The sequence below is a fragment of the Fictibacillus sp. 18YEL24 genome (assembly GCF_015903855.1).
Taxonomy (GTDB): domain Bacteria; phylum Bacillota; class Bacilli; order Bacillales; family Fictibacillaceae; genus Fictibacillus; species Fictibacillus phosphorivorans_C.
Genome location: NZ_JACZDT010000002.1, coordinates 443,303 through 464,150, shown reverse-complemented (window position 1 = coordinate 464,150; position 20,848 = coordinate 443,303). Strand labels below are relative to the sequence as shown.

19 protein-coding genes are annotated in these 20,848 nt (G+C 42.4%); 5 read left to right on the top strand and 14 right to left on the bottom strand.

Translation table 11 applies throughout. The features are described from left to right. Positions 1-51: 51 nt before the first annotated feature. Positions 52-2,487, bottom strand: a complete 2,436-nt coding sequence (locus tag HU823_RS07775) for a bifunctional diguanylate cyclase/phosphodiesterase (RefSeq protein WP_197221691.1) — start codon at positions 2,485-2,487, stop codon at positions 52-54. A 523-nt stretch (positions 2,488-3,010) separates the two neighbouring features. Between HU823_RS07775 and HU823_RS07770 the strand changes: the two genes are divergently transcribed. Next, entirely contained in the window at positions 3,011-3,274 is a 264-nt protein-coding gene (locus HU823_RS07770) for a hypothetical protein (RefSeq protein WP_197221690.1), read from the top strand. 28 nt (positions 3,275-3,302) lie between these two features. Further along, positions 3,303-3,590, top strand: a complete 288-nt coding sequence (locus HU823_RS07765) for a YesK family protein (protein ID WP_197221689.1) — start codon at positions 3,303-3,305, stop codon at positions 3,588-3,590. 39 nt (positions 3,591-3,629) lie between these two features. On the opposite strand, the gene HU823_RS07760 is transcribed toward HU823_RS07765, so the two are convergent. The 13 genes from HU823_RS07760 to HU823_RS07700 all read right to left on the bottom strand — a co-directional run bounded on the left by HU823_RS07760 (position 3,630) and on the right by HU823_RS07700 (position 17,581). Continuing rightward, positions 3,630-3,923, bottom strand: coding sequence for a ferredoxin family protein (locus HU823_RS07760; RefSeq protein WP_066398362.1), 294 nt, complete (start codon positions 3,921-3,923; stop codon positions 3,630-3,632). Further along, positions 3,924-5,219, bottom strand: coding sequence for an FAD-dependent oxidoreductase (locus HU823_RS07755; protein ID WP_197221688.1), 1,296 nt, complete (start codon positions 5,217-5,219; stop codon positions 3,924-3,926). Then, positions 5,212-6,237: an electron transfer flavoprotein subunit alpha/FixB family protein gene (locus HU823_RS07750; protein ID WP_197221687.1), complete on the bottom strand. Its 1,026-nt coding sequence runs from the start codon at positions 6,235-6,237 to the stop codon at positions 5,212-5,214. Before HU823_RS07750 ends, HU823_RS07755 begins: the two co-directional genes overlap by 8 nt. Beyond that, positions 6,227-7,066 (bottom strand): electron transfer flavoprotein subunit beta/FixA family protein, encoded by an 840-nt coding sequence (locus HU823_RS07745; RefSeq protein ID WP_197221686.1) that lies wholly within the window; start codon positions 7,064-7,066, stop codon positions 6,227-6,229. Before HU823_RS07745 ends, HU823_RS07750 begins: the two co-directional genes overlap by 11 nt. A gap of 145 nt (positions 7,067-7,211) precedes the next feature. Further along, positions 7,212-8,138, bottom strand: coding sequence for a tetratricopeptide repeat protein (locus tag HU823_RS07740; RefSeq protein ID WP_197221685.1), 927 nt, complete (start codon positions 8,136-8,138; stop codon positions 7,212-7,214). Positions 8,139-8,154: 16 nt separating this feature from the next. Then, positions 8,155-8,502, bottom strand: a complete 348-nt coding sequence (locus HU823_RS07735; protein ID WP_197221684.1) for a hypothetical protein — start codon at positions 8,500-8,502, stop codon at positions 8,155-8,157. Between the two features lie 121 nt (positions 8,503-8,623). Beyond that, complete coding sequence (locus HU823_RS07730; protein WP_197221683.1) at positions 8,624-8,806, bottom strand: hypothetical protein; 183 nt, start codon at positions 8,804-8,806, stop codon at positions 8,624-8,626. A 35-nt stretch (positions 8,807-8,841) separates the two neighbouring features. Continuing rightward, entirely contained in the window at positions 8,842-10,386 is a 1,545-nt protein-coding gene (locus tag HU823_RS07725; protein ID WP_197221682.1) for a glycoside hydrolase family 32 protein, read from the bottom strand. A gap of 102 nt (positions 10,387-10,488) precedes the next feature. Next, a complete protein-coding gene (locus tag HU823_RS07720; protein ID WP_197221681.1) occupies positions 10,489-11,946 on the bottom strand; it encodes a glycoside hydrolase family 68 protein in 1,458 nt (485 codons plus the stop codon). Positions 11,947-12,480: 534 nt separating this feature from the next. Further along, positions 12,481-12,903, bottom strand: coding sequence for a GNAT family N-acetyltransferase (locus tag HU823_RS07715; protein WP_231607388.1), 423 nt, complete (start codon positions 12,901-12,903; stop codon positions 12,481-12,483). A 419-nt stretch (positions 12,904-13,322) separates the two neighbouring features. Then, the gene (locus tag HU823_RS07710; protein ID WP_197221679.1) at positions 13,323-14,597 is read right to left on the bottom strand and encodes an ABC transporter substrate-binding protein; all 1,275 of its coding nucleotides are present in this window, start codon (positions 14,595-14,597) and stop codon (positions 13,323-13,325) included. 39 nt (positions 14,598-14,636) lie between these two features. Then, the gene (locus HU823_RS07705; RefSeq protein ID WP_197221678.1) at positions 14,637-15,779 is read right to left on the bottom strand and encodes a response regulator transcription factor; all 1,143 of its coding nucleotides are present in this window, start codon (positions 15,777-15,779) and stop codon (positions 14,637-14,639) included. Between the two features lie 23 nt (positions 15,780-15,802). Continuing rightward, positions 15,803-17,581, bottom strand: coding sequence for a sensor histidine kinase (locus HU823_RS07700; RefSeq protein WP_197221677.1), 1,779 nt, complete (start codon positions 17,579-17,581; stop codon positions 15,803-15,805). A 535-nt stretch (positions 17,582-18,116) separates the two neighbouring features. On the opposite strand from HU823_RS07700, the gene HU823_RS07695 reads away from it, so the two are divergent. From HU823_RS07695 to HU823_RS07685, 3 genes are all read left to right on the top strand, one after another. Continuing rightward, complete coding sequence (locus HU823_RS07695; protein ID WP_197221676.1) at positions 18,117-19,289, top strand: MFS transporter; 1,173 nt, start codon at positions 18,117-18,119, stop codon at positions 19,287-19,289. Positions 19,290-19,392: 103 nt separating this feature from the next. Continuing rightward, on the top strand, positions 19,393-20,106 hold the full coding sequence (deoD, locus tag HU823_RS07690) for a purine-nucleoside phosphorylase (RefSeq protein WP_197221675.1): 714 nt from the start codon (positions 19,393-19,395) through the stop codon (positions 20,104-20,106). Between the two features lie 129 nt (positions 20,107-20,235). Beyond that, entirely contained in the window at positions 20,236-20,793 is a 558-nt protein-coding gene (locus tag HU823_RS07685; protein WP_197221674.1) for a hypothetical protein, read from the top strand. Positions 20,794-20,848 lie beyond the last annotated feature (55 nt).

Genomic DNA, 20,848 nt, shown 5'->3' with positions numbered 1-20,848 from the left:
CTCAGTTTGTGAGGTGGGGTTTTCGTTGTTATTTTTTTTATAACGTTAAACTTAACACATTTCACTAACGTAACGCTCCTGAAGAATCTCCGCCAAATCTTCCGCCGAAATCGGCCGGCTGAAGTAATACCCTTGCGCCTCGTTACATTGCTTTTGCTGTAGAAACTGAAGCTGTTCTTCCGTCTCCACACCTTCTGCTATTACCTTCAAATCCAAGTTGTGAGCCATCGCGATAATTGTTTCTACGAGTGACGCGTCTTTCGAATCTGCATAGATGTTACGCGTAAAGCTTTGATCAATTTTTAGCGTATGAATCGGGAATGTCTTTAGATAGCTTAGCGACGAATAGCCTGTTCCAAAGTCATCGATTGACAGATGAATTCCCATCTCTTTTAGCTTATGCATTTTCGCTACAGCATACTTCGAATCTTGAATGATACTTTCTGTTAGCTCGAGCTCTAAATATTGAGCATCAAGCTCTGTTTCTCTAAGAATTCTACTCACCCGCTCAACGAGATCACTCTGCTGAAACTGACGCGATGAAATGTTGACTGCCATCCGTAAAGGTGCGTATCCTGCGTCTTGCCACGCTTTATTTTGACGACAAGCGCCATGAAGTACCCATTCTCCAATTTGTAGAATCAATCCTGTTTCTTCAGCAATCGGAATAAATTCTGCCGGTGAGATCGTTCCCCATTCCGGATGATGCCAGCGCAAAAGTGCTTCAACTCCAATGATTCCGCCTGTTTCCACATCGATCTGAGGCTGATACACAATTTTAAACTCATCGCGTTCCAGTGCCTTTCGCAGGCCGATCTCAAGCTTCATTTTTTTAGTAACAGCCTCATTCATCTCAGGGGTATAAAATTGAAAATTGTTCTTCCCTTGTTCTTTCACTCGATACATCGCAGTGTCCGCATTTTTGATCAACGTTTCAATATCGCGGCCATCTCCTGGGTACATGGCGATTCCGATTGAAGGAGTCACGAAGAGCTCTTGCTCATTGACCATAACAGAGCTGCTGAACAGATCGACGATTTGCTGTGCGATTTTTGAGACTTCATCTGCTGTAGTATTTGGTATAAGGACGATAAATTCATCCCCTCCCTGGCGGCAGACCGTGTCGTTCTTTCCTACGCATGCTTGGATGCGTTTTGCAATTTCAATCAACAGTTGATCTCCGACTGCATGCCCAAGAGTATCATTGATATACTTGAATCGATCAAGGTCAATGAACATGATTCCAATCGTCTGCTTGTTCTCATCTGCCAGTTCGAGTGCTTGAGAAAGACGGTCGTTCAACAGAAGTCGATTCGGCAGACCCGTTAACGGATCACGGTAGACCATTTGATTAATCTTTTTCTCGTTTCTTTTTCGCTCCGTAATGTCCCTAATGATGCTGCTGAAATAAACTTGATCATCTTCCTGCCATGCTGCAAGTGACAATTCGATCGGAAATTCACTCCCATCCTTTCGAAGTCCTTCTAACTCAACCGTGTTGCCGATCACTTTTGGTTCTCCAGATAAAAGATAACGTTCCATCCCTTGCTGATGAGCAATTTTAAACCTGTCCGGTATAATGATCTGCAGATTTTTCCCTAGTGCTTCTTTTTCGGTAAAACCAAAAATCAGCTCTGCTCCTTTATTCCACGAAATAATGGTTCCTGTTCGATCTGACAGAATAATAGAATCGTTGGCAGACTCAATAACAGAGCGGAACTTTCTTTCTGATAGAATCGACTGATACTCAAACCTTCGATCGATGAACGTGCTGATGAACACCATCCCTAGCAAAATGAGAATAACTATCCCAATCGCATAAGCTAAAAGCGTGCTGTTAAACGGTGTTGATGCTAGATCCGTGTGATGCTGATGCGCTTTGTAACTAGCAGCCGACATACCCGTGTAGTGCATTCCAGAAATTGCGATACCCATGAGCACCGCACTTCCTAACTTCACGAGCCATATTTTACTTGTTTTATAGTTTTGGCTAACAAACGAAAGTAGATACAAAGCTACGACTGATGCGACAAAAGCAATGACTGCTGAAAGCGTCCATAGAAATGGATTGTACTGTATTTCAGCGTTCATCTTCATCGCTTCCATGCCTGTGTAATGCATGGAAACGATACCCGTTGCCATGAAAAGAGCTCCTAACAATACCTGCTTCTTCCCCATGACAGGGCGGCTGATAATATAGAGAGCGATTCCGGATGATAGGATCGCTGGAATGATTGAAACAATGACGAGTGTTATATCATAGGTGACTGTGATGGATAAGTGAAAAGCAAGCATCGCCACGAAATGCATGGCCCAGATGCCCATTCCCATCGCAAAAGCTCCCGAGATCATCCAAATGTACCGTGCGTATGATCTTGTTTTCTGTACCTGAATCCCTAGATCCAACGCAGCATAAGAAGCAATGACTGCAATAATGATCGATAGAGAGACAAGCGGAATGTGATATGTACTTGAAACGGCGTCCATTTATAGAAACTCTCCTTGTATATAAATCGAAAATACTTTACATATTCTATATCGGTAAAATATTTGTCGTATTAAGAGAGGTAATAATAATATTTTTAAACAGTTGTTTAATTTGATAGATTACCTGTATCAATTATAGATTTTAAGCACAAAAACACATTGCTTTGTAGTAAAAATTATACTGACTAGTAATTTTAATATGTTACTTACAAGGAAAGTTATGAGCTGCTTTTTTTTACGGTACGTGTTCTTATATTTATTACACGTTCGCTCAATCCTACAGTCGTTTCACTCCAACTGTGTGCTGTTTCACGCAGATACTTCAAGAGTTCACTCCAACTAACATCTGTTTTGCTCAGAAGTACTACCGTTACACGCAACGCCAACTTCGCAGGCAGGCGTCGTTATCCAACGTTAAAGTTGTTGTATTCTTTCAATTTCATCAATACAAATTAAAGGAAAATTATGTATAATAAAAGATAATTGGAAATAAAAGTTAAACTTGATTGTGAGGAGTGATTTTATGGTGTTAAAAAGAAATGCTGGTATACTTTCAATTCTTTCTTTATTAATTGCGGGATCTCCAATCATTCTGGCTGCATATAGCCAATTCATTGGGGACTATATGTTTCCTATTTTTTTCACGTTTATCGTCTTATCTTTGTTCTTGGCTTTTTACGCGGAAAATGGATTATCAAAGCGAATTGCTACAACTCTCGTTTTTGGATTCATAATCTTTGCCGCTCTCTTTTATCTAGGCATGCATATCTTCTGGTCAAAACCTTAACCAAGTAGAGTAGCAGGAGGAATTTATCATGTTTTTTGGAATGCCTTTTCTTATTAGCTCAGTCCCAGGGGTAGTCGTCCTCTTTCTCACCTGGTGGCTAAGAAAAAAGAACGTCTCTTTGTTCATAAAACTTGTGCCATGTTTGTTAATCGTGATTAGCTCCTTTGTCATTTTATATGTGAGTTTAGAGTTCATTCGTGGTTTTGAAGGAGCAGCTTATGGAATTCTCGCGTTTTTCTTACTTTGTTATGGAGTTGCCGCTTATTTCCTTGCTACAAAAAGAATCACCGTCATTCCAAACACAATAAAGGGATAACCTGGTTCTACCCCAGGTCATCCTTCCTTTTCCACCCTATTACCCCAAACGAAACACAATCCCATGCCCGCCTTTTGGATATTCCCACTTTATGTTTTGATGCGGACAACCGATTCGGCAGCTTCCGCACTCGTGACACCCCTCGTACCCGACGTGCATCCGAATCTCTTCCCACTTATACACTTCAGCCGGACAGAAGATCGTGCAGATTTTATCAGGACAATGGTTCAGACAAACATCCGCATCCATAACGGTGAGATGTGACTTCGTGTCTGCGTTAAAACGAACGAGATACTGTTTTTCTTCGATGCTCTGACACTTTCTTTCGCTCATTTACTTCATCACCTTCCACGCCCGGTATGCGTCACGAGCTAGTTTGAATTTCTCTCCAGCCGTTCCTACATCGCGCCAAATTTTCTTCTGTTTCTCCCATTTTGATGAGCCATCGACCGTAAACATCTGGCTCGCCGCCTTGTTCACCATCGGAATGTACTTATCAAAATACTGAGGAAACTTATCAAAGTGATGCGTCGAATCTTTATACTTTTTCATATCCTGACCGACAAAACTGCTCATCAAACGCGTTTTATAATGATTAAGTGTTGTTTCCGAATAGTCGTCATGTTCCTTCGCAAGGAGCACCGCTTCAGCTGCAAACTGACCGGACTTCATCGCAAGGTTCGATCCTTCTCGGTGGATGGCGTTCACGAGCTGAGCAGCATCGCCAACAACGAGCACCCCGTTGCCCGCTACTTTTGGCATCGATTTGTAGCCACCTTCTGGAATCATGTGCGCCAAATATTCGACTGGCTCACCGCCCGCGATGTACGGCCGTATCATCGGATGATTCTTCACATACTCCAACAGCTCATATGGTTTAATCTTATGCTTGATTAAGCCAGATAGAAGTGAACCGACGCCTAAGCTCAACGTGTCTTTATTTGTATAGAGAAATCCTGTGCCGAGAATTCCCTTTGTCGCATCACCAAAAAGCTCGATTGTCGTACCTTGATTCTCTTCTAGATTAAATCGGTCCTCGATCGTCTTCTTGTCGAGCTTGATGATTTCCATCGTAGCGAGGGCCACTTCATCTGGACGAAATTCTTTATGAAAGCCGAGCGATTTGGCTAACAGGGAGTTTACGCCATCTGCCAGCACGACAACGTCCGCGTACAGGTCACCGTCTGGTCGATCCGTTCGTACTCCAACTACTTTCCCGTCCTCAACGATACACTCTAGAACAACGGTTTCGTTCACCAAAAGAGCTCCCTGCTCAACAGCCTTCCCCGCAAACCATTGATCGAATTTTGCCCGCAGTACCGTAAAGTTGTTGTACGGCTCCTGTCCCCATTCCATCCCCTTGTACCCGACTGTTACCGCAGATTCTTTGTCCATCATCATGAATCGCTGCTCTACGATCGGTCGCTCGAGCGGCGCTTCTTTCCAGAACTCTGGGATCACGTCTTCCATCATTTTTCGATAAAGCACACCGCCCATCACGTTCTTTGAGCCCGGGTACTCTCCGCGTTCGATGAGTAATACGTTCACGCCTGCTTTCGCTAGTTCATACGAACAGGAAATGCCGGCCGGACCTGCACCAACAACGATTACATCAAACTTTTCAGACATGATCCACCACCTCCTGGTTAAACGCTTGTTTAAATTGTTGAATCAGAAGCGGTACGATCTCAAAGGCATCCCCAACAATGCCATAATGGCTCGATTGGAATATTGCTGCTTCAGGGTCGTTGTTGATCGCAATGATCAGTCCCGAATTCTGCATCCCAACAATATGCTGAATCGCTCCAGAAATGCCGATCGCAAAATAGATTTTTGGCGTGACCGTTAACCCTGTCTGCCCTACTTGGTGATGGTGCTCGACCCATCCGGCTTCAACAACATCACGACTTGCGCCAACCGCTCCCCCAAGCGTTTCAGCAAGATCATGAACAACCTGAAATCCTTTCTCACTGCCCAACCCTTTTCCGCCAGCCACAACAATATCCGCTTCATCAATACGAACCTTCTGTGTCGTAAACTGTACGATCTCAAGCACCTTCGTCCGGATGTCTTCTTCTTTTATAGAAGCTGTTTCTTCGATTAAGCGTCCCGTTCGGCCAGGTTCAGGCGTGAGTGCTTTCATCACTTTTGGCCGTACTGTCGCCATCTGCGGTCGATACTTTTTACAAAGAATCGTTGCCATGATGTTACCGCCAAACGCTGGTCGGCTAGCAAGCAACAATCCTGTGTCTTCTTCTATATCTAAAATCGTAGAATCGGCAGTGAGTCCTGTTGGAAGGTCCGTTGCAACGGCACTTGCGAGGTCCTTACCAGTTGAGGTGGCACCATATAAAATAACTTCAGGCTTATGCTTTTGACAGCATTCCAACAATGCCTTCATGTACGATTCGGTTCGGTAGTTTTTAAAAATAGTGTCGTCATACACATAGACCGTGTCCGCTCCGTATTCAAAAAGCGTATCGGCGAGATGTGTGACGTTCTCTCCGATCAATACGCCAGCAAGCTCGGTACCACGTTTTTCCGCAAGCTCTTTTCCAGCCCCTAACAACTCAAGCGAAACAGGAACGACCTCACCGTCTTTTACCTCAATAAAAACCCAAATGCCTGAATAATCCTCAAAGCTCAACGCCAGATCCTCCCTTCACCGCAAAAAGCTCTTTTTTCTCTAACAAAAGATTCAGCAGCTGTTCCGTCTGCTGAGCTGCATCCCCTTCTAGCATCTGGCCGCCACTCGGTTTTGTTGGTGCCCACACTTTTGAAACGATCGTCGGTGAGCCTTTCAGTCCGAGCTGTGTTCTCTCCACATCCTCTAGATCGGCGACCGCCCAGATCACCGGCTGATAGCGAGCCGCTTTCAGCATGTTCGTCATCGACGAATACGGAACGTCGTTGATCTCTTTTTCCACCGACATCAAGCACGGCATCGTTGATTGAATCACTTCATATCCGTCCTCCAGTTTTCGATGAACGATTGCATACCCTTCTTCCAAGTTGATCTCTTTTACCTTATTAACGGAAGTGAGCGGAGGCATGTCTAACCGGCGTGCGATGCCTGGCCCAACTTGTCCCGTATCACCGTCGATCGTCATCTTTCCGCAGATGATTAGGTCGACAGGCTTAATTTGCGAGATTTTCTCTATTGCTTTCGTGAGTGCGTAGCTCGTCGCAAGCGTATCCGCACCTGCAAACGCTCGGTCCGAGATCATGTAGCCTTCATCTGCCCCGATCTCAATGCATTTTTTGATCGCTTTTACGGCTGGTGGAGGACCCATCGTCAGCACCGAAACCGTTCCTCCGTATCTCTTTTTCAGACGCACCGCTTCTTCCACCGCATGCGCGTCGTATGGATTTAGTATCGCAGGAGCACTCGCGCGGTCCATCGTATTCGTCTTCGGGTTCATCTTGATGATCTTCGTATCCGGCACCTGCTTGATGCAAGCCACAATATGAAGCATTCGACCCCTCCTCTAATCAAAGGCATTTCTCACATAAGAAGCCAATTGTATGATGATTATTACTACTATATGGAGGGCTTGTTCAATACATGACGGATTTCTTTTGGACATAAAAAAGAGACTCTATGGAAAAGAGCCTCTCGTCTCACGAGTCTTTATATTCAGGATGTTGATGGCGTTCGCAGCCGAAAAGATAACAGTCTCTTTCTGGTGAAGGCTCAAGAGTAAAAGGCGGCAGAATTCCAACCTTAAGGTTATCAAGCATGATTTTAAACTCTTTTATTTCAGTCATAATCTTAATGATGTTTTCCTGTTTATCTTGTTCAGTATAGTCTTCATCTACTTCCTCTTTTTCTTCATCTAGCAGTTCTTCTTTTATGAAACGAAGAAACTCGTTTTTTATTTGATTCGCTTTTGTTTCTTGGTTTATTTGAGATAAAGAATAGATGTACCTCGCAACCCAATCAGCCTGTTTATAGTAATTGTCCCATCCTTTTTCAAACCAGTGAGCAGCTTCTTGGTATAGTTTCACCTCAACGAATAAATCAGCTAGATCGACGGCACCTATAAAGTCATCTGCATACTCATCAAAAGTACCGAGTAATTTTATAGCTTCATTTGATTGGCCACATTCAATCAAACATTTTACTTGATTGTTAAGGGAGTAATCTGAGTTACCTGCTGCTAGTCCAAAATGAATGGCCGCTTTTTCTTTTTCACTAAGATAATAATAAGCCACACCGAGATTATGATAGGTGGTGTTCGTTGGTTGTATCGAGATTGCTTGGTGCAACATCGGCAATGCTTCTTCATAACGCTCACTGTTTATAAGCAGTTCCCCACACAAGCTATATGGAAAATGTGAAGTTGGATGAAGATTTATAGCTTCGGATGCAAGTAACAAGGCCCGCTCCAGATCATCTTCTTCATGCCATAAAACCCAAGCTAAGTTCGTTAGCGATTGAACATCTCTCTTTTCTAGTACAGCTTTGTGAAATAGTTTCATCGCTTGATCTAAATTATTTTCTTCTAGCTGATGAATCGCTTCTTTATTCGTATTAATACTAAACATCTACCTTCCCTTATTGTTAAAACGCGTAACGGAACAGCCCATAATAAAGTGGGCCGATCATAATTAATGCCGTAATACCGAATACCACTGGGCGAGCGGCTCTAGGAATCTCGTTCGCGTCTTCATTAAATTTTTTAAGTCCATACGCTAGATCCCACACCAATCCGCCGATGAAAACAAATTTCCATAGAAGTGGTGTGAAGAGCTCATTGCTCGTTACATAACCAAATAATCCGATCCACGTGATGATTGAGATGACGAAGTCTAATTTTGCTGAGTGTGTCTTGTATCCGCCTTTGATGAAATAGCCGATGGCAAAAGCACCTATAATCCCTAGATAGATCGTCCATAGAATGTCTGTCATAATCCTCATGTCCCCTTTTTTCTGTCTGTGATTTTATTATAAATCTTACATTTACTTCCGGGAAGGTGTGTTGCTAGACTTTTTGTTATATAAAAAAAGCAACTTCGCTTAGGAAGTTGCTTTACTTTTGTGTTGTGGGTCGTTTTACGGTACGTGTTTTTATAACTGTTACACGTTCACCGGTAAATGGTGTCTGACCACCTGTAAATGGCTGCTGACCACCTGAAACGATGCTTGCACCACCGGTAAACACCCTACGACCACCTGAAAACCACACATAACCACCTACAACCCACGCAAACATAATCTACGGAACCCGCTTTCACACAAAAATCACACTCAATCTATATGTTTAACTTGTAAATTTTCGAAAATAGCTTCTCCACCATCAGAAAATAGCGTTATTCCCTGATCATTATGCTCTGGATACACTAGACTTGAGTGCGCGACTCGTCCATCATCTACAAACACTTCCACACTTGTCTTATCTACAAGAATTTTCAAGTGAACGTTTTGCTTTCCAGAAGAAAATGGCGCTTTGCTCTCTACATATTGTCCACTTTTATCCGGTTGGTTTGAAGCGGATCGGTTCACATAAGAAAACTGCCCTTCTGCATGAATCCCAACATCAATATGACGATTCTTGTCTTCGGACTCACGAAGTCTTAAGCCGATATTCTTGCTGTCTTCCCAACTGATATCTGTTTCTAACACGTATGAATCTCCAGATACATCAAGCGTTTTCTCTCCATCCACTTTAATCTGCTGGAAGAAATCCCTATAACTCGTGAAGTTATCTAATGCTGCAACCGGTTGTGACGCTAAATAATATCGATCCGTGTTAGCATCTCGTTTCAACTGAAGTTCACGCACCACGGAATCCATACCGTTAAAATCTTCTTTCATCGTCGGCGTTTCATGCGGATAGCTCCAGTTGTTCATCCAAGCGAGCGCATATCTTTTCGCATCAGGGTTACTCTTCTCTCCTTCATCAAACGTCACGCCACCATACCAATCAAAGCCGTGATCCAGCCACTCTGGATCTTCATGATCAACGGCAAACGACTCTCCGTTAAAATCTCCTGTCCAATACGCGTATGTGTTGGGTTTTCCAGACGAGAGGCCATTCGCGCTCACACCGAGCACCCATTTCAGCGTTCCATCTTCACCACGCATCAAAAAGAGATCGGGGCATTCGATCAACCCAATATCTTTCGTTTGAAAACCGCTCGTAAATCTCCAGTTTTTCAGATCATCAGACTCATAAAAACCGATCTTCGTCCCTTCTGCCATCAGCATGATCCACTTATTCCGCTCATCATCCCAGATCACTTTAGGATCTCTGAAATCTTTCGTTCCCGGGTTATCTAAAACGGGATCCTCGCCATGAGGCTTGAACGTCTTTCCTTCATCCGTACTATACCAAAGAAACTGCTTCTGTTTTCCTCCGTCTTTTGAAGGCTGTGTGAGGATCGCGATAAACGCATTCTTCCCGAACCCAGCCGTATTTTCTTTATCGATTACTACAGAACCTGACCAAACGTCTCCGTTATCGTTCGTAAATTTCGGAATCGCCACGCCTTCATCCCTCCAGTTCACAAGGTCTTCTGACGTTGCATGGCGCCACTCTGTTCCGTTTCCGTCTGGGTAATCTTTGTTATATAGATAATAATAGTGATATTTCCCTTTATAATAGACCGGTTTCTGAGGATCATTCTTCCACTTATCAGGCGTTGTAAAATGATAATCCGCACGGTATGATGGGTCGTTCTCCTTTTTCGGAACAGGCTTACTCGATTCATCCATCAGATGATTCACCAGAAACATGCCTGCAACCAGTAAACTTAGAATAAATAATAATGGCCATTTGTCATTCTTATACATGGCTTAACCTCCTAGTAATCCCTAAATAAAAAGAAATGCCATCTCTGGCATTTCCTTTTGGTTGATGTGTAGGGTAGGTCGAAAATTGATTGATAGAAATCTTTACTTCGTTAGTTGTCCTTGTTCAAGGATGCTATTTTTCACAACAGATGTTTTCTGGCCTTTGATGTTCATCTCGAAGCTTGGTGCAAACGTTGATTTGCGGTCTTCGAAAAAGCCTCTGTTTGTCATGTAGCTTGTTACAACGACATTGTCGCTATTTTCTTGTGGAATCGCGTAGTGTGCATACGTCCAAGTGATGTCGTTCGGATCTTGGTCTTGGTGCAGTACGATACCTGTTTTGTTCAACGGTTTGAAAGGACCGTCTAGAGAATCAGCTGAATACCCAAGCATATAGATGTCTCTGTCATCGATGCCGTCGATCGTCATCTTAGCACCACGGCTGCTTGTGAAGAGGTACCATTTCCCATCTTTTTTAAAGATGTTCGGTCGCTCGATCTCATCTGTTACAGTGTTGGATACGATTAGTGGCTTCATCACTTTTTTCACAGAATAATCGTCGTTGATCTCAATGATTCCGATCGCACCGTTCGCTTTTTTAGCCGTTTCTTTCTTATCAGATGCTAGAAGATTCTTCTTTTCATCTTGGAAGAAAGCGTTGCTCTTTCCGTAGTATGCTTGGTTATATAGAGATTCTTCTCCTTGGTAACCTGTTTCTGTACCTGTGTTCGCTTCAAATACTAAATATTTGCGTCCATCTTCTTCAATATAGTGAGGATCTCTGAACGTATGGTTATCGTTGTAGTCTCCGCCACCGAACGCTTTTTCAACCGTTTGGTACATTTTGCTGTCTCCGCCTTCAAAGATAGACTTGTAATCTTCTACACCGTCGATCTCAAGCGTTTTGTTATCAGGTTGAGAAAGGTTAACTTGCGCTGTTGTTAACGTCTGTTTTCCGAAACGATCTTGATCTGGCTTGAATGCTTCACGGTTCGTGTAGAACAAACGAACTTCTCCGTCAGAAGTGAACGTTGCAGAACCAGACCACTCTTCAGATTGATGCTTTAAGTATTTATCATTTGCTTTGAACTTGTCATCGTCCTCGAAGACGCGTCCTGCATTTTTCCAAGCATCGATTGATTGATCATCCGCTTTTTTATAGAACATGTAGATGAACGTGTCGTTCGGGTTCTTCGGATCACCTGCTAGACCGAAAACGATGTGGTAGCCTTTGTATTCAGCAACCGTTCCGTCCGCGTTTTGAAGTGGCCATGTATCCCAAACATCCATGTCGATCTGTTTGCCGTTCTCGTCAACCTTCTTAGCTGACTCTACGTTCTTAATCGTAGATGCATCAAATTTTGGCACTGTATATTTTGGATCGTTATGTTGATTGATCATCTGCTTCATGTCGTAGCGCGTGATCTGTGAAGTTCCGTACGTTTCTTTAAAATCTGAAGGGGTTTGACCTGACGCGAATGTTGTTGCGCCCCCTCCTAATAAAATCGCAGTACTGAGTGATACGACAGCTACTTTTTTCGCCATATTACGATAGTTCATACGTATTCCTCCTATGTGATTTTCGTTGGTCCTGTCTGGCAGTTCCAATCTGTTGTGACTTGCAAGTACAAGTATAGGGGAGGTTTTGGCAAGTAGATATGGCATAGATTGATGAGGATTTCGTCTTATATTGATATAACGATGGGTGTGTTTATGAAAGAGGTTGAGAGAGTCTCGCACCTTACACTCCAATCACCTTGTCAATGATGAGGTAGGGACAAAATGACATCCGATGCCGATAAAAACAAAATAAAAAAAGAACCTTTATTAATGTAACGGGGTCTCTTTTGGAGGAGAAAATCGTAATTCGCAAGCCAATTAGCAGGTGAAATAGCACTAAAATTGGATATGTAAATGACATTAAAAATGACCAGATATTTGTCTGGTCGTTTTAATAAAGTCTGACAATCTTCCTATCCTCCAATTAGAATACTGATGGTCTACTTATTTATAGTCTTGTTAAATTAACCTGTCTGTTAGTTCAGTAAACGTAATTTTGGCCACGATTCTTCAACAAGTATAACTTTAGTTCATTTATTGTTTTTTATATCTCATTAAGTTACTTCCGTTTACATCTGTTGAAAACCCAAATTTTTCGTAATAGGAAATTAGCCTGTCAGGGCAGTAAAGTTCTACTCTATCAACATCTTTTACAAGGGGATGAGATAATATATTGTTCATTAAAATTGTACCAATACCACTGTTTCTATAACTCTCTTTTGCAATTACATCAAAAATAAATGCTCTATAAAGAGTGTCTGTAATTACCCTTGCAAAGCCAACTAATTCTTTTGACTCGTCATTAATCAATCCAATGACTACACCACTGTTGTTTACCATTTGCTTAATTTCAGAAGGTTGACGATTTTGTGTCCACCATTCATTTTTAAACAAACTATGTAATTCTTCTAATTGGTTATCATTTAATTCCTCAACTACGGTAAAATTCATCGTCATCACTGTTATAACGCCCCAATCATATCAAATTAAATTAGACAATCATTTACATATAGCTTTTTTTTTAATAATCCTGCTACGTTTTTTGAATAAGGGTTGCATACTATTAATTTTATTATAAATTCAATTTAGCCGTCGTCTAATCCTTTTTCGCCGCAATAGGTAAGTGATTTAACAAATGGTTTAGTATACCAAAACGTACCGTGCCAATCGCTATTGACATATTGCTAAAACGTATGCGGATTAGCGTGCTAATTATGGTAATAAAAGTGGTGTGATTTCTCCAAAATTTCTTTATATCAAAGAAAAAACCGCAACGAATTTCGTTGCGATTTATAGTGCTAATTGATATGCGATTTGATATGTTTTTTTCTTGTTTTCCCATTCATAAAAGAACCCATTATTATCAAGGAGTCTCATCACTCTTGTGCTTCACGCGCTCTGTCCCAAGAAAGCTGAAATTCTCGTAACAGCTGCTCACGTGCCAGTTGTTTCCCTACATACATCTGCATGGCAGATCCAAACTCTTCTTTCACCCCTGCGGGAAAACCGTTCCAGTTAGCATCCAGTGTGTTGCCTTTTTTGTATGCGGCTATCGTCTCTTTTGCAAGCGGACCTAAGTCATCCGTTTTAATGTTTTTAAAAACCGGGATAAACTTAAAGCGCTCAGTGATGAATGTTTGCCCTTTTTCAGAACTCACCATCCAGTTTAAAAATCGCTTCGCTTCTTTCTTATCTGTTGAATCTGCCTGCTTGTTCACAACCCAATAGTTCGGCACGCTGACAACTAGCTCATCTGACTTTTCTTCGTTTATCGGTATTGGCATAAAGCTAACCTCTAGGTCTGAAGCACGTTCATCGATCATCGGCTGAATCCAGTTTCCTTGAAGAATCATCGCCGCTTTCCCTTTCCCAAAGAGGTCCACTTCCATGTTGTAATCCGTCGTTAACGGATCGGCGTTTCCATATTCCAGCGTAACATCCAACAGATCAATCACATCATGAAACAAGGGGTTATCCGGAATTTGAACTTCACCTGCATTCAACTTTTTTATAAAAGCATCAGGATCTTTCTGTCTCGCAAAAGCCACGTTTAATAAGTGGACACCGAGCTTCCAGTCCTCATAATAGCCTGTAGCGAACGGGGTGATTCCTTTTGTCTCTAGCATCGCCGCTGTCTTTTTCAGTTCAGGAAGTGTTTCTGGTACTTGCTCAATTCCTGCACGTTGAAACAGTTGCTTATTGTAAATAAAGCCGTAACCTTCTAAATTCATAGGCATTCCGTACACGTTTCCGTCCATTTTAATCGCGTCCAGCGTACCTGGATAGACTTCCTTGACCCATCGCTCATCTGACAAATCTTCTAGGTACGGCCGCCACGTCTCAGCATTCTCATACCCTGTGTTTGTAAAAATGTCCGGTCCCTTACCTGAAGCAAGTTCTGCTTTTAAGTCGGAATAATCATCAGCTGCTCCTCCGACCGTACGAATCCGTATATCAATCTCGGGATTTTCTTTTTCATATACTTTCGCGAGCTCTTCAAATTCAGAGGCAATCTCTACTTTCGGATTTCGGATATCGAGAACGACCTTTTTCTCTACCTTTTCTTCTTTTTGGGGCATCGTATCACTTTCTGTCTGACAACCCGCGAGAAGGATTGCTATCATACCGATACTTACATACTGCTTTTTCATGTCTTCTGGAATCACCCCTTTCTATTAAAAACTCTCAGCTTATGATTTTTCACCATTTCGAAACTCAAACGGTGTTATCCCTACTTCTTTTTTAAAAAGCTTAGAAAAGTATTTTTCATCTTGATACCCGAGCATCGTTGATATCGAAAAGATGCTTTCATCACTTTCCTTCAACCAACGTTTCGCCTGGTCAATCCTCAATTTTGTTATATATTTGGACAACGTCATGCCCGTTTCTTGCTTAAATTTACGAGAGATATGCTCCCGGCTGAAAAAGAACCGGTTCGCTAGTCTCTCTAAACTCATATCTTCCATGTAGTATGTTTCAACATACGAAATAATATCGTTCATGCGCTGTTTCGCTTCAAGTTCGTCCAACCGCTGAATCGACCGGTAGTTCTGGTTTTCGAGTTCACTTTGAAGATGATTATATTTCTCGTGAATCTTCTGAAGGGACTGCAGTTCACACTTTACGAGACGCACCGGAATATCAAGCTCACGGCTTAAACTCTCTTCTACCAAAAACCACTCTTCCGGCAAGGTGATGAGCACACTTTGGTTACTGTCATCCGGCAGCATCACAGCATTCCCGATTTCCTGCTCCACCAACTCATCAGCCAGTTTTTCGATATAAGGCGCAGGCTGATGCATCTGATAGAACGTTAACAATGTAAAATCATATTTTTCCGATGACGGCAGGTTTGAGGCGATAAAGTCGAGGTCCGCCGGCTCACCGAGACAAGCGGCTAACATCGTCTGACTCCATCGAATCTTGACCGCGTCCTCTTGATACAGACGAGACTTGCTTTCCTCATCATAAGCCGCAACTGCTTTTTTCAGCACGTTGTTAAAAGCCTCATCCTCGACTGGTTTTAATAGATAATCGAAGCTATTATGCTGAATAGCTTTTCTCATAAACTGATAATCATCGTAACCTGTGATCAACACCACTTTACCTTCATACGCGATAGAATCCAGCCACTCGATCAGATCCAAGCCACTCATGCCAGGCATTTTAATATCGGTAAAAATAATCTCCGGCTGCTCTTTCTCGATGACCTTCTTCGCTTCGTTTCCGTTTGCTGCTTCCAAAAGCTCTGTTATCCCGTGTTCATCCCATTTCCCGATATACCGGATCACATCGCGGACATTGAACTCATCGTCAGCTATCAACACCTTCATCTTCGTTTCCCTACTTTCTGTCACTAAACTGTGGGCTCGTCGCTTAGCTCTTTTGGAATGACGATCGTTACCGAAAAACCTTGTCCATTCAGCTGATCTACAAGGAAATTAGCTCGCGTGCCATAGTTTAGAATCAGTCGCTGATATATATTCTTCAGTCCGATATGCTCGTTTACAGGGGTACCTTCCGATGCTGATCGATAAATGTTTTCTCGTAAACGCTCTAAATCGCTCGCTGTGATTTCAGGTCCGTCAGAATTTTCGACTACCAGGTAGATTGAATCACTTTTCAGCTCACCTGAAACCGTCAGTTGCGCTTCGTAATATCCCTCTTCATACACATGCTTGAAAAAATTCTCAACGAGCGGTTGTAAAATCATACTTGGAATCCTACTCTCTAGTACCTCATCACTAAAATCCAGCGAATAATTAAGCTCTTTTCCGAATCGGGCCTGTTGCAGATTGAGGTAAGCCTTCATATAATCCACTTCATTCTGCACGCTCACCCACTGATTCGCTTGCATGGAATAACGCATCATCTTAGACAGCGACGTTATCAGTCCATACACTTGCGGTGACTTGGAACGAAGCGCCACCGCACCGATCGATTGCAGAGCATTGAACAAAAAGTGTGGATTCACTTGTGACTTCAACGCACGAAACTGATTTCTTCGATTCTCGATTTCCAATTTATATTCACGATTGATATGAAGATTGATCCGATCTGTCATGTCTTTAATATGTCGTTCCAAGTGCCCTATCTCACCTTGCCGATTGTTCTCAAATGGTATTGTGATATGTCCTCCTTCAATTCCGCGCACCTTCTCACTCAGTTCGCGAATCGGTCGAGAAATTTTATATGAGATGAAACTGATCATGAGAAGACCTAAAAGGCCCACACCAAGTCCGACAATAATATTGATGGTCGCCGTCTTCCGAACATCCCGGAACAACACGTCACTCGGCGTTTTTTTCACTAACTTCCAGCCTTCAACTGGTCCATCTAATGTCTTTGTTAACGATATTTCTTTATCAGTTGTGCCTTTTTGGATCCGACTTTTTAGATCTGATGGAACACGCTTACCTATTAATGAAGAATCCGTCGCATACATAATTTCATTTTGATCATTGATCAGATAAGCTGATGACCCGTTTTCTCCCGCTAAATTACTCACGATTTTTGAATACTCACCTAAACTGATGTCCATCGTCATGATTCCAAGAAACTTGTCAGACGGCACTTCCTTTATTTTATGATGAATGCTTAACACCTTCGTACGGTCTGACTCTGGAATGATCGCCGCATTGTTATAGTTTTTTATCACATGCGGCGGCTCGATCAGGTAATTTTTATTGGATTTAAACAATTGTTTAATGTGTTCTTGGTTCAGTAGATCCGGCTGTGGTTTTCGTGTACTAACAGTCGCGTTATAAACGGTAAACGACTCTTTTCCTTCATTTAAATAAAACCGGAGCTGGCGAATCTCATTTCTCGTTAAGTAAAACGTCTCAATACTCTTCTCAACCGAATCCTGATCAAAATAGATCGAGTCTTCAAACCCCTCGGTAAAAATGCGGAACAGATCTGGATTACGATACAAAATAAAAGGCAGATTCACCATGTCATCAAAATATTGTTGGAGGTCTTCCGCATTCTTCTCCAGCTGCATCTTGCTGTTGTTGAGTTCATACTCTTCAACACTGTTCTTCGTATAAGCATATATAAGAAAAATCGTTAAAAAATACGGCACGATAATAAAACCTAGCAGCATGAGCAACAAACGACTATGTATACTTTTCACGCGCGACCTCCTTTACATGAAGTTTTTCCTTTAATTGTGCAATCAAAACGAGGTTTGGATGTTTTAGTTCTTCGTGGTGGTGGGTGGGTTTGTGAGGATTTGGGGTGTTGCGGGATGAGCTGTGAGAGGTTTTTAGCAAGATATTTTGAATTGGACTGATTATCCGCCGAACTGGACAGATTGTGGGGGTAATTGGACAGATTAATCTTCGAATCCGACAGATTACAGTCGCCAACCATATGATCAGCCCGGATGTAGACGCAATTTCGGGGTGCACCCCCGCCTCTACAAGCCCTTACTGTCGACTTTCATGAAAATACTGTCCACTTTTTGAGTTTTACTGTCCACTTTCTATGAAATACTGTCCACTTTTACACATTTACTGTCCACTTCCCTATTTTTACTGTCCACTCCAACTCCCCGCCCCAACCAAACCCTATTTTTAACATCATTTTCGTTATTGCCACCATACTCAAAATAAGTTACCATTACAGGGGTAACTTTTATATCAGACTTAAAAGAAGGTAGATAAAATATGAACAAACGTGTTTATTTGTTAACGGTCGTCTCGTTTGTAGTTGGGATGGTCGAGTTGATCATCGGCGGCATCCTTGACCTGATCGCTGAAGATCTTGACGTTAGTCTCGGTAAAGCGGGCTTTCTGATCACGATCTTCTCGCTCGTGTTTGCCATCGCGGCACCCATTCTGCTCACGATGACAGCTCACATCGAGAGAAAACGACTAACGATCATCTCTTTATTTGTGTTCCTAATAGGAAACGCACTCGTGATCGTGAGTCAGACGTATTCGATGCTGCTTATCGCACGAATTTTATCCGCGGTCAGTGGTTCATTGCTCGTTGTACTCTGTGTGACGATGGCGTCTAACATCGTGGAAGAAAAATACCGAGCTCGCGCGATTGGCGTGGTGTTCATGGGGATCAGTGCTTCGCTTGTACTCGGCATACCAGTCGGCTTAATGCTCGGAAATGCTTTCGGATGGCGCGCGCCTTTCATCTTAATCACAGCACTTACCGTTCTATCCATACTCGGTGTGCATTTCTTCATGAATACGTTGGCTCCAAAACCAGCGATTCCGATCAAAGAACAGCTGCGCACGTTAAAAAACAGACGTATCTTGTTTGCACAGATTACGTCGTTCCTGTTCTTAGCTGGTCATCTAACGTTATACGGATACCTGACTCCATTTTTAAAAATTGCGCTCGGACTTAACGGAACATGGGTGAGCATCGTATACTTAATATTCGGTGTTGCTGCGGTCTTTGGTGGTGGAATCGGCGGTATGCTCGCTGACAAATTCGGCACAAAACCTACGATTATTGGCGTTATTATTGTTTTTGCGATCTCAATCTTTATGATTCCTTATACAACGTTTGCTTTTCCGCTATTTTTAGTGGTCATGGTGATCTGGAGCATGCTCAGCTGGGCGATTACGCCTGCGATGCAGAGCTATCTGATCGAGTCATCACCTGAAACATCCGACATTCAGCAGAGTCTAAACAACTCGGCGCTTCATTTCGGAATCGCGTTTGGGTCCATGATCGGTGGAATCGTGATTGAGAACGCATCTGTCGAGAACAACGCAACGGTCGGCGGACTGCTGATCATCTTAGCACTCGGAACCGCTGTGCTTTCTATGACAAAAAAAGCACGCCGCACTGAAGAATCTGCACATACTATTAGCTAGGTTGCGAAAACTATGGCATGATGAAGGTAGAGAAATTTTTGGTAAGTTACAATCTTTTGAGGAGGTGAAACCATTACAATCGTAGTGATGTAATGGTGAACAAATGAGTATTCATATCGGAGCTAAACAAGGTGAAATCGCAGAAAGCATCCTATTACCAGGGGATCCGCTTCGTGCAAAATATATTGCAGAAACATTTTTAGAAGACGTAACATGCTACAACGAAGTTCGCGGCATGCTTGGATTCACAGGAACATACAAAGGAAAGCGCGTATCTGTTCAAGGGACAGGCATGGGGATTCCATCGATCGGGATCTACACGAACGAGTTAATCCGTGAATATGGGGTAAAAAACTTGATCCGCGTTGGTACGTGTGGTGCGATCCAACAAGACGTAAAAGTACGTGACGTAATCCTTGCGATGACAGCATCAACGGATTCTCGCATGAACCACTTGGCGTTTCCTAACATCGACTTCGCACCTTGCGCAAACTTCGATCTTTTAAGAAAAGCATATGAAGCTGGAACAGCAAAAGGCTTGAAGATCAAAGCAGGTAACGTGTTAACAGCTGATCTTTTCTACCGCGACAGCATGGATATCGTGAAAAAGCTTGCCGATAACGGTGTGTTAGCAGTTGAAATGGAAACAACAGCACTTTACACGATCGCAGCGAAATACGGTGTGAATGCACTATCGATCCTAACAGTAAGTGACCACATCTTCACAGGTGAAGAAACAACATCGGAAGAGCGCCAAACAACGTTCAACGACATGATTGAGATGGCTTTGGAAGTTGTGAGTTCTGAAGAAAACTAAAATTAAGATGTAAAAGCTCAGAGTTGATTCTGGGCTTTTTTTGTGGACTTTTTCTTACGCACTCCATAGACCGCGTTCCATCTATCTTTGATACAATCATGTTAACGATCATAGATAAGGAGCCTTATAATGAAAATCGAGCTAGAAATCATACCCAATGATTCTATTTCAGACGCGCCGGATGAAGGTGGCTATTTCCCTTTTGCCATTGATGGACCAAAGAAATATATTGTTGAGTGTTCTCTGATAAGGGAAGCAAATCCAGAAAAATTAACAACTCAATGGATGCAGCAAATAAATCAATTTCCCATTTTCGTGATGGCAGAAATCTATAATGATCAAAGAAAAGAACTCGAGCAAGATTGTGAATCCCTACAAGTACACTATGAAACCATTCCGCCGGAAAAAAAGAATGATTGCTTTTATAAAATGAAAATCGAGAACCATGAACAGTTTAATGCTCTATTCCCTTACTTCTATGGAAACGGAAGCTCAAATAATCTGGTGTTATGGTCGTTTAAGCATGATGTTTTTAGTAATGGAAAAAGAAAATTTGCAAATTCCCGTTTTGACAGGGAAAAACAAACGGTTATCGTAAACATGAAATCTACGAGCTGTGTTTTTTGGATTAGTTATGATGGGTATAGTATTGTTGCTATTTCAAATACAAATATCATTACCCTTTAAATATACGCCCCTTACTCCACTTCCCACCCACCATTTGGTTTGAATTTCCAGAAAA

Coding starts and splice junctions, on each gene's coding strand:
- HU823_RS07755 (WP_197221688.1), bottom strand. CDS start 5,219: ATGTCTGAAAAGTTTGATGTAATCGTTGTTGGTGCAGGTCCGGCCGGC.
- HU823_RS07765 (WP_197221689.1), top strand. CDS start 3,303: ATGTTTTTTGGAATGCCTTTTCTTATTAGCTCAGTCCCAGGGGTAGTC.
- HU823_RS07705 (WP_197221678.1), bottom strand. CDS start 15,779: ATGAAGGTGTTGATAGCTGACGATGAGTTCAATGTCCGCGATGTGATC.
- deoD (WP_197221675.1), top strand. CDS start 19,393: ATGAGTATTCATATCGGAGCTAAACAAGGTGAAATCGCAGAAAGCATC.
- HU823_RS07745 (WP_197221686.1), bottom strand. CDS start 7,066: ATGCTTCATATTGTGGCTTGCATCAAGCAGGTGCCGGATACGAAGATC.
- HU823_RS07725 (WP_197221682.1), bottom strand. CDS start 10,386: ATGTATAAGAATGACAAATGGCCATTATTATTTATTCTAAGTTTACTG.
- HU823_RS07775 (WP_197221691.1), bottom strand. CDS start 2,487: ATGGACGCCGTTTCAAGTACATATCACATTCCGCTTGTCTCTCTATCG.
- HU823_RS07740 (WP_197221685.1), bottom strand. CDS start 8,138: ATGTTTAGTATTAATACGAATAAAGAAGCGATTCATCAGCTAGAAGAA.
- HU823_RS07715 (WP_231607388.1), bottom strand. CDS start 12,903: ATGACGATGAATTTTACCGTAGTTGAGGAATTAAATGATAACCAATTA.
- HU823_RS07730 (WP_197221683.1), bottom strand. CDS start 8,806: ATGTTTGCGTGGGTTGTAGGTGGTTATGTGTGGTTTTCAGGTGGTCGT.
- HU823_RS07685 (WP_197221674.1), top strand. CDS start 20,236: ATGAAAATCGAGCTAGAAATCATACCCAATGATTCTATTTCAGACGCG.
- HU823_RS07695 (WP_197221676.1), top strand. CDS start 18,117: ATGAACAAACGTGTTTATTTGTTAACGGTCGTCTCGTTTGTAGTTGGG.
- HU823_RS07720 (WP_197221681.1), bottom strand. CDS start 11,946: ATGAACTATCGTAATATGGCGAAAAAAGTAGCTGTCGTATCACTCAGT.
- HU823_RS07710 (WP_197221679.1), bottom strand. CDS start 14,597: ATGAAAAAGCAGTATGTAAGTATCGGTATGATAGCAATCCTTCTCGCG.
- HU823_RS07760 (WP_066398362.1), bottom strand. CDS start 3,923: ATGAGCGAAAGAAAGTGTCAGAGCATCGAAGAAAAACAGTATCTCGTT.
- HU823_RS07735 (WP_197221684.1), bottom strand. CDS start 8,502: ATGACAGACATTCTATGGACGATCTATCTAGGGATTATAGGTGCTTTT.
- HU823_RS07770 (WP_197221690.1), top strand. CDS start 3,011: ATGGTGTTAAAAAGAAATGCTGGTATACTTTCAATTCTTTCTTTATTA.